Raw genomic sequence first — 9120 nt, forward strand, 5'->3', positions numbered from 1 at the left:
CTATGCCTGCAACGCGGGGTTGTCGACGAAGGCGCGGACCATGGCGATTCCGGCAACTCCGGTGGTGCGGATGGCGGGGCAGTCTTCGGGGGTGATGTCGCCGATAGCTACGGTGGGTACGGCGGACAGTTCGGCAAGTTCGCGGAGCCCATCAATGCCGAGGGGCGGGCGGTTGGACTGCTTGGTGGGGCTGGGTCGGAACGGCCCGGTGCCAATGTAGTCGATCAGGTGCGCGATTTTGTTGGACTCTTCGACGAGCTGCCGGGTACCGGTGGTCAGGCCGATGATTGCGTCGGCGCCGAGGAGGGCGCGGGCGTCGGCTACGGGCAGGTCGTCTTGACCGATGTGCACGCCGTCAACGCGCACGCCGCGGGCACGCAACGCGAGGGCGACGTCTACACGGTCGTCGATGAGGAGGGTCTGGTGCGGCTGGATGATGCCGGCGATAGCCTCGGTGAGCTGGTAGAGCTCGCGCGCACTGATGGGTTTGGACCTGACTTGGATGCAGGTGGCGTGTTGGGCGGCCCGGACGGTTTCGAGGGGGTTGTCGCCTGTGACGAGGTAGAGGTTCAGGTCGAGGGGGCGTGCGGGGGTGGTGTAGGGGTGCGTTTCGCGGGTCATGCGGGTCTACGATTCCTCGTCGAGTAGATGTTTTTGAGCAATTCTCTCATTGAATTTCTGTGGTTAGGTTAGCACAACTGTGTGGTGAGTTGAACATCCTTCAAGCGTTGTGAGGTGTGTGCGCTTGGCACGCTATACACTTCCTTCGCTCCTGCAGGAGCAAGGAACATACCGCCTCGACCCGTCCAACTGAGCCTAACCACCACATTCAACCCAAAATAAAAAGCCTCCTACCGTGGGGCAGAAGGCTTGAGGAGAGCGGCTGACGGGCTGGAAGGCGGAAATCCCGAGCGCGCGAGGGAATGTATTTCCGCCTGGAAGCGATTCCCGTCATGGTTCAAGAAGAAGAACCCCTCACCGTTCAGTGAGAGGTTCTGGAAGAGCGGCTGACGGGAATCGAACCCGCGTATCAGGCTTGGGAAGCGTGCGCTCTACCATTGAGCTACAGCCGCATCCCCTCCAGTCTAGCGTGTACCGTGCCGGTTCGTGAAATGTTTCACCCCGCCCAATGTGACGCACCACCCGGGTCGTGCCGGGCTCGAGCCTGCGGTCTGCGGGCTCTGCCAGGTATCCTTTAAACGTGCTTATTTCAGATCGCGATATTCGTCAAGAGATTGCTGATGGACGCATCGTTCTTGATCCGTACGATGAGTCGATGATTCAGCCTGCAAGTGTGGACGTGAGGATTGATCGTTTCTTCCGTCTGTTCGATAACCACAAGTACCCGCATATCGACCCCGCGCAGCCGCAGGAGGACCTGACGCGTCTGGTGGAGGTGGCTCCCGACGAGCCGTTCATCCTGCATCCGGGTGAGTTCGTGCTGGGCTCGACGTATGAGAAGGTGACCCTGCCCGATGACGTGGCCGCCCGCCTGGAGGGTAAGTCCTCGCTGGGTCGTCTGGGCCTGCTGACCCACTCGACGGCCGGTTTTATCGACCCCGGTTTTTCGGGCCACGTGACGCTGGAACTGTCGAATATGGCCACCCTGCCGATTATGCTGTGGCCGGGTTCTAAGGTGGGTCAGCTGTGCTTCTTCCGTCTGAGCAGCCCGACCGAGCACCCGTACGGTTCGGGCGCGTACGGTAACCGTTACCAGGGTCAGCGTGGCCCGACTGCTTCGCGTAGTTATTTGAATTTTCATCAGACGATGATTCCGACGGAGTCGTAGTCTATTCCCGTTCGGGGTTGGGGCGCGGGCGGCCTGCATGGCTGGGTCGCCCGCGCCTCCTCATATGGGCGTACGCCCGGCGTCTCGTGCGTTCACTCGCGTGCGGGGCTATTCTCTCACTCATTTGAAGGATTGTTATGAATCTGCTTCCTGTTGTTCTGCGCCTGGCGGGCGCGGAGGTTTCCGTCTACCTGATTGACCAGTCTGAGGCTTTTATCGAGGGTTTTAAGCGTGCCTGGGAGCCGCTGAACCCCGAATTTTTTGAGACCCCGGACGAGGCGTATGAGGCGGTTTCGAACCACGACCAGGTGCTGCTGGTGCACCCCGTATCTGACACCCCGATTCTGGACATAGCCCAGCCCCTGATGGGCCCGTTCATGAAGGTTGGCACGCTGCGCGTGGATAGCGTGGAGCAGGGCCTGCAGGACCTGACGAGCCGCATCACCGTTGCGATGATTGAGCAGCTGGTGGGTAGCGGCGTGATGCTTCATTCGGCGGTTATCGGTGACCCCGAGTCGAAGCGCGCCCTGGCCCTGGTGGGAGTTTCGGGTAGCGGCAAGACCACGGCCTCGCGTTTCTTGGGCTCGAAGCTGGCGTACCTGACGGACGAGACCGCCGTCATCTCGGATGAAGGTTTCGTGACCCCCTACCCGAAGCCGTTGTCGGTGATTGTCGACCCGAATGCACCGAAGGAACAGCAGAACCCGGTTGAGGCCGGTCTGAACGTGGTCGACCCCGAGGACCGCGGCTACAAGCTGACCCGTATCGTGCTGATTTCGCGTGACGAGCAGGCCAAGGAGCCGCGCCTGGAACGTGTGCCGCTGCACGAGGCGCTGGTGTTCCTGAGCGAGCAGAGCTCGGGCCTGGCGAAGCACCCCGAGGGCGTCGTGTCGCTGGCCAAGCTGGTAGAGCGTTGCGGCGGCGTGTGGCGCCTGGTGTACTCGGAGGTTGAGGACACCCTGCCGCTGGTTCAGGATCTGCTGAATGGTGGTGAGCTGCCGGGCGCTGATGAGGTTGAGAGCCTGGAGAAGTACACGGTTGAGGATCACCTGCCGGGCGTGTACCTGAACGGTACGATTGTGATTGACCGCGCGCCGGGAACCTCTGCGGTGCGCGTGGGCGAGAACGGCCCGTTCCTGCTGCTGCAGGACACCGCGTTGAACGAGCTGTCTGAATTTGCGGCTGAGTGCTGGCTGCAGGCTGAGGGCGACATTTCGTACGATGACCTGTTTGCGCGTCTGGCTGAGATCTTTGAGGGTCTGCCTGCGGAGGCGTACGACGAGAACGTCAGCGCCCTGGCGCAGGGAGCGATGCTGTGGGTCCGCGTGATTGACGATCCGCTGATTGACGACGCGACCTGGGCTCAGATAACCGGCAGCGAAGAGGTCCTGGACGAGGCGGAGGAAAACCGCGAGGTGACCTCGGAAGGCTCCACCGAGACGGCTGCCGAGGCAGACGACGATGTGGTGACCGAGTAGCTCGATGAGCGTACCCTAGCGCCGATGGCGCATAGCGAAGGGGCGGGCAGATTAACTCTGCCCGCCCCTTCGCTATACCCGCTGAGGGACCGCGGAATCTGACCGCGGGAATTGACCCGCAGGATTCAACGTGTGAGCACCGCGTGGGCCCCGTCCGCGGCTAAGACTTCACCTTCTCGCGGCGGCTTGCCCGCACCCGCAGGGGCCCGGGAGCCTCCACAGGAAGCAGCATCAGCAGACCCGCAACCACAACCACGAGGATGCCGACAACACCCCAAATCTGGGCGCCCAGAATACTCACGAACAGGCCGAAAAGCATCGGCGCCAGGAAGCTCGTGGCGCGGCCGGTCGTCGAGTACAGTCCGAACAGCTCACCCTCGGTGCCGGGCTCGGCCAGGCGAGCCAGGAACGTGCGGGAGGCCGACTGCGCCGGACCCACAAACAGGCACAGCAGCAGGGCGCATACCCAGAACACGCCCGGTTCGGGGAAGAACATCAGCGGGGTAGCCGCCAAGATAATGCCGACCAGCGAGATAACAATAATTGCCTTCGGGCCCAGGTAGTCATCCAGGTAGCCGCCCAGGATCGCGCCAGCCGCCGCGACAGCGCTACCGGCAATACCGAACAGAATCACCTCGGAAGTGCTGAAACCGAACGTGCCCGCCGCAAGAATACCGCCGAACGTAAAAATACCGGACAGACCATCACGGAACACCGCCGAAGCAATCAAGAACCACAGGGTCTGCGGGGACGTCATCTTCAGCCGCTTAATGGTGCGCCACAGCGCCTTGTAAGAGGCGAGCAGGCTACCCTGACGAGCCGGGGAGAGACGCTCCATGCCCAGCTCCAGGAAACGCAGCTCGCGGGTGGGCAGCACCTCCGGCAGGAAGCGCTCGCGGGTGCGCATCCGAATCAGCAGCGGCACGCAGAAGATGAGGCACCAGGCCGCGGCGAACAGGGTCACCGCGCGGATGTTGAGAGCCCCCTCCTCGCTCAAGCCCAGGGACGAGGGGGACAGCACGAAGCCCCACAGCACCACGGCCAGAGCGAGGATGCCGCCAATGTAACCGGCGGCCCAGCCAGTGCCCGAAATCTTACCGATATTATTCGGGTTCGAAACGCGCGGCAGCACCGCGTTGTAGTTCACGTACGCGAACTCGCTAAACACACTCGCGGCAGACACCAGGAAAACACCCAGCCACAGGTAGCCTGGGTCGGGGGCGACGAAGAAGCAGGCCGCCATAAACGCCACGAGCAGGACCGTGTTCACGCCCAGCCAGAAGATACCGCGGCCCGACCTGTCGTTGCGCTGGCCCGTGACCGGGGCGAGAAACGCGATGAGGAAACCCGCAACCGTCAGACCCAGCGACAGCGCCGAAGAGGTCTGCTCGGGCGTGCCGAAGTAACCGCTGGTCAGGTAGACCGTGAAGATGAAGGTCATCATAATCGAGTCGAAACTCGACGAACCGACATCCCACAGGACCCACGCGGTCACCGAACGGCGACTCGTAGCGTGGTCCACGGCGGGACGGGCAGGCTTCTGCTGGCGGGAGGAACGAATCATCATGAAGGGGCTTTCAAATGGCCGAGCGGCGTCGCATCGGCCGGTACTGCGGGAGGCTGGTACGCGTTAGAAAAGCGCGGGCGGTACGCACCGCGAAGGTACGCACCGCCCCGCATCACTGAACGAAGCATTCAGGGATGGTCTTTACTTGAAGAAACGACGCTGCGCGCGGGCGATACCGAAGCTGACAACGGCACCCACGACGGAGGTCAGGACGGTCCAGAGGATGACCTGACGCAGAGTATCTTCGGAGTCGTGGGAAATGGCGGGAGGCTGGTTACCGGTAGCCTTGGTCCAGGCTGCGCCCAGGCCCTTACCAACCAGGGCAGCAGCGCCCATGTTCAGGCCCGCGAGAGCAAGCTTTGCGACGGGATTCATATGTATCTCCTTTGGTGTTAATGATGCGGCGCCTCACCCCCGAACCCCTTCGGGGTTGGGTGAGAAAAGAGCGCCACTCCCTAGCGTATAGGGTTTAAGGCGTTCGTGCCGCCTTGGAGCCGCTCCGTCCCAAAATTGTACACCGTGCAATTCTGTAATGTGGGCAGAAGAACGAAACAAAAAGCGGCAAATTGGCACGAACATCCAGACAAGTCTACAATCGAACCTGGGTTCCCACCCGCACCACAACGGTACGGACAAGGAACCCCAAACGACAGGGGAGCGCCACCGAGGCGCTGAGAGTGCTAAGCAGACCCTCGAACCTGATCCGGTTAGTACCGGTGTAGGGAGTCGAATCTTCTCGGTGCCCTCGCCCACGCAGAGGGCGAGGACATTCCCCTTCCAACGACGGAAGGAAAAACCGCATGTCACACACCACCGACACCACCGCGCCCAAGCGTCCGGCGCCCCGTTCCAGCCTAAGCTGGCGAGTCAACGAAATCGTTATCGCCGCAGTCATCGCCGTGGCCTGCGCTATCATCTTCTGGATCTGGGATATCGCCGTGAGCCCCGCCGCCAAGACCGCGCTCGTCGCGGCCCCCGAACTGCGCCCGCTCATCGCCGGCGCCTGGCTGCTCGGTGGTACCCTCGGCGGCCTGCTCATCCGCAAGCCCGGCGCTGCCCTCTTCTGCGAGCTCGTTGCGGCGCTCATCTCGGTGCTGTTCACCGGCGGTGCGTGGAGCGGCGAGATTCTGATCTCCGGTATTATCCAGGGTATCGGCGCTGAAATCGTCTTCGCCGCCTTCGGCTACCGTCGCTGGAACGCCGCCATCGCCGTTCTGGCCGGTGCTCTCAGCGGCCTGTTCATGGGTGGCAGCGAAATCCTGATTTACTACCCCGACATGGAGCCCGTCAAGGCCGTCACCTACGTGGTCTGCTCGGTCGTCTCCGGCGCAGTCATCGCGGGCTTCCTGGCCTGGATTCTCGTGCAGAACCTCGCCAAGACCGGCGTGCTCTCCTCGCTGGCTTCCGGCAACACCCGCCGCTAATCGTCAGCCACTAGCCACCAGCTAATCACTCACCACGAGTCACCACTCGGCACACTACAGCAGCCGCTCAGAAGGCTAAGAAAGCATTATGGAAGCAACACCGCGCGGGGCGCGCATCGAGCTCAACAACTTCAGCTGGCACCACCCCGGCCGCCCAGAACCGGTCATCAACGGACTCAACCTCACCATCAACCCCGGTGAAAAAGTCCTGCTGCTGGGCACCTCCGGCGCCGGCAAATCGACGCTCCTGCACGCCATCGCCGGTGTGCTCCACGATGACGACGGCCTCTCCGCAGGCGGGACCATCACCCTCAACGGTCAAGACCCCGTAGAAGCGCGCGGCACCGCGGGCATGATGCAGCAGGACCCCGAATCCTCCATCGTCATGGCCACCATCGGGAACGACACCGCCTTCGGCCCCGAAAACCTGCGCGTACCCCGCGAGGAAATCTGGGGACGCGTCACCGAGGCGCTCACCGCGGTCGGGCTCAGCCACCTGCCCCTCGACCACCCCAGCAGCGCCCTGTCCGGCGGACAGAAGCAGCGCCTCGGCCTGGCAGGCATCCTCTCGATGCACCCCGGCGCCATGATTCTCGACGAACCCACCGCCAACCTCGACCCCGCCGGCGTGCGGGAGGTGCGCGACAGCATCCTCGCTGCCGCGGAGGCGACCGGTGCGACCCTGCTCGTCGTGGAACACCGCGTGAGCATCTGGGCGCCGTACATGGACCGCATTATCGTGCTCGGCGCGGGCGGAACCATCACCCACGACGGCGCGCCCGGAACCGTGCTCGCCGAAGCCCGTCGGGATCTCATCGACGCCGGCGTGTGGGTGCCCGACTACGTGCCACGTGCACCGCAGAACGCTATCGGCGAGGCGGCGGGCGGCGATACTGCAACCGGCGAGGTGCTTCTCCGCGCCGAAAACCTCAGCATTACCCGCGCGCAACCCACCCCCAAGCAGCGACGCGCCCGCCGACGCACCATCAAACGCCTCGGCGACACCCCCGCGCCCGTACCCGTCGACCTGCCCGTGCTGCGCGGCGGCATCAACCTCACCCTGCGCGCCGGCGAACACCTCAGCGTGCTCGGCCCCAACGGCGCCGGCAAATCAACCCTCGCGCTCACCTTCGCGGGTCTGCTCACCGCCCCCGACGGCACCCTCGCCGCCACCGACACGCTCCGCGACCACGGCGCCGGCCGGGACAGCGGCCAGAATAGCCAGCGCGCCCACTGGGACGTGCCCTCCTGGACCCCCGCCCAAATGCTCAGCCGCATCGGCTACGTCTTCCAAGAACCCGAATACCAGTTCATCCGCGGAACCGTACGCGAAGAACTCGAGCTCGGCCCCCGCCGACTCGCCGCGCTCAACCGCGTTCCCCTCGACGAAGACGAGCTCGCCGCTCGCACCGACGACCTGGCGGCCCGCCTGCGCCTCAACCACCTGCTCGACGCCAACCCCTTTACCCTCTCCGGCGGCGAAAAACGACGACTCTCGGTCGCCTCCGCGCTCGCCACCGCACCGAGAATACTCATTCTCGATGAGCCCACCTTCGGGCAGGACGCCCGCACCTGGGCCGAACTCGTCGACCTCATCCGCGAACTCCTTGCCGACGGGACCGCCGTCATCTCCATTACCCACGACGAAGACTACACCGCGGCGCTCGGCGGCAAATCCATCACCCTCGAAGCGCTCGAAGCCTCCGAACCCCAGACAACCAACGGAAAGGAGAACGCATGAACACCGACTTCTTCGGCACCATCGACCGAACCAGCTACTTCAGCAGCCTCAACGCCGGCGTCAAGCTCATCGTCTCCTTCGCCCTCATCATCGCCGCGCTCATCGTGCGCGACCCGCTGACCTCCGGAATCCTCTTCGCCCTCGAACTGCTCGGGTTCATCCTCGTCGGGTTCCGGCCCGTCAACGTCCTCGCCCGATTCTGGCCCATCCTCATCGCCGTAATCACCACCGGCTGGTCCGTCGCCATGCTCAGCGCCAAAACCGGCGACGTGATCCTCAACCTCGGCTTCAACACCATCACCACCGGCTCCGCAGCCGTCGGCGCAGCCATGATGATCCGTTCCCTCGCCATGGTCCTGCCCACCCTCGCGTTCGTGCTCACCACCGATCCGACCGACCTCGGCGACTCCCTCGCGCAGACCTTCAAACTGCCGGCACGATTCGTGCTCGCCACCATCGCCGCGCTGCGCCTGGTCGGCATCCTCTTCGCCGAGTGGAACGCCCTCGGCCAGGCACGACGCGCCCGCGGACTCGGCGCAGGCCAATCCCTCATTGGACGAGCCCAAACCTTCGGCGGGCAAAGCTTCGCCCTACTCGTGCAGGCCATCCGCCGCGGCTCTCGCCTCGCCATCACCATGGAGGCGCGCGGCTTCGGCGCAGGCGAACGTACCTGGGCTCGTGTGCCGTCCTATTCGCGCCGTGACGTGCACGTGAGTATTGCCGCCGCCGTCATCATTGCGGTTGCTTACGGTGCATCTATTGCGGCGGGTACGATTCAGTTCCTCTGGGGCTAGTTTGCTCTGCTTTGGACGTGGGCAGGGAGGCGCTTGTACTCTTCCTTCGCTCCTACAGGGGCACCCGCCCTCGCTTCGCTTCGGGCACCCTGATGTCGCTTCAGGAAGGTGCGGCACCTCCGGCAACCACTTGCAGACAGCCCAGAGGGAGACGGTATTCGCCCTCGTTCCTACAGGGAACCCGTCCTCGCTTCGCTTCGGACACCCTGATGTCACTACGGGCGATACCATCCTCCCGCGCTGGGATACGTCGCGGGTGCCGCATATTTCCTTCGCGCCTACGCAGGGGCACCCGTCACCCGGACGCTCCGCCCCTCCTTGCTTCGC

8 protein-coding genes, 1 tRNA gene and 1 riboswitch are annotated in these 9120 nt (G+C 63.8%); of the genes, 5 read left to right on the forward strand and 4 right to left on the reverse strand.

All coding sequences use genetic code 11. From position 1 onward, the window contains the following. On the reverse strand, nucleotides 1-621 hold the full coding sequence (locus tag ADJ95_RS07620) for a thiamine phosphate synthase (protein WP_049334043.1): 621 nt from the start codon (nucleotides 619-621) through the stop codon (nucleotides 1-3). A 381-nt stretch (nucleotides 622-1002) separates the two neighbouring features. Further along, nucleotides 1003-1073 (reverse strand) — tRNA-Gly (locus ADJ95_RS07625). A 128-nt stretch (nucleotides 1074-1201) separates the two neighbouring features. On the opposite strand from ADJ95_RS07625, the gene dcd reads away from it, so the two are divergent. Together dcd and ADJ95_RS07635 are read left to right on the forward strand one after the other, a co-directional pair. Further along, a complete protein-coding gene (gene dcd / locus ADJ95_RS07630; RefSeq protein WP_049334044.1) occupies nucleotides 1202-1789 on the forward strand; it encodes a dCTP deaminase in 588 nt (195 codons plus the stop codon). Nucleotides 1790-1926: 137 nt separating this feature from the next. Beyond that, entirely contained in the window at nucleotides 1927-3267 is a 1341-nt protein-coding gene (locus ADJ95_RS07635) for a septin family protein (protein ID WP_049334045.1), read from the forward strand. 160 nt (nucleotides 3268-3427) lie between these two features. Here the strand turns inward: ADJ95_RS07635 and ADJ95_RS07640 are convergent, their stop codons facing one another. Next, nucleotides 3428-4834 (reverse strand): MFS transporter, encoded by a 1407-nt coding sequence (locus ADJ95_RS07640; protein WP_049334046.1) that lies wholly within the window; start codon nucleotides 4832-4834, stop codon nucleotides 3428-3430. A gap of 141 nt (nucleotides 4835-4975) precedes the next feature. Then, nucleotides 4976-5209, reverse strand: coding sequence for a DUF4235 domain-containing protein (locus ADJ95_RS07645; RefSeq protein WP_049334047.1), 234 nt, complete (start codon nucleotides 5207-5209; stop codon nucleotides 4976-4978). A 266-nt stretch (nucleotides 5210-5475) separates the two neighbouring features. Next, nucleotides 5476-5576: riboswitch (TPP riboswitch) on the forward strand. A gap of 58 nt (nucleotides 5577-5634) precedes the next feature. Between ADJ95_RS07645 and ADJ95_RS07650 the strand changes: the two genes are divergently transcribed. The 3 genes from ADJ95_RS07650 (at nucleotide 5635) to ADJ95_RS07660 (ending at nucleotide 8793) form a co-directional block, all read left to right on the forward strand. Beyond that, nucleotides 5635-6258 (forward strand): ECF transporter S component, encoded by a 624-nt coding sequence (locus ADJ95_RS07650; RefSeq protein ID WP_049334048.1) that lies wholly within the window; start codon nucleotides 5635-5637, stop codon nucleotides 6256-6258. Between the two features lie 88 nt (nucleotides 6259-6346). Then, nucleotides 6347-7999: an ABC transporter ATP-binding protein gene (locus ADJ95_RS07655; RefSeq protein WP_049334049.1), complete on the forward strand. Its 1653-nt coding sequence runs from the start codon at nucleotides 6347-6349 to the stop codon at nucleotides 7997-7999. Next, nucleotides 7996-8793, forward strand: coding sequence for an energy-coupling factor transporter transmembrane component T family protein (locus ADJ95_RS07660; RefSeq protein ID WP_049334050.1), 798 nt, complete (start codon nucleotides 7996-7998; stop codon nucleotides 8791-8793). The genes ADJ95_RS07655 and ADJ95_RS07660 overlap by 4 nt, the downstream gene beginning before the upstream one ends. The last annotated feature ends 327 nt before the right edge of the window (nucleotides 8794-9120 follow it).

The sequence above is a fragment of the Rothia mucilaginosa genome (assembly GCF_001061665.1).
GTDB lineage: Bacteria > Actinomycetota > Actinomycetes > Actinomycetales > Micrococcaceae > Rothia > Rothia mucilaginosa_A.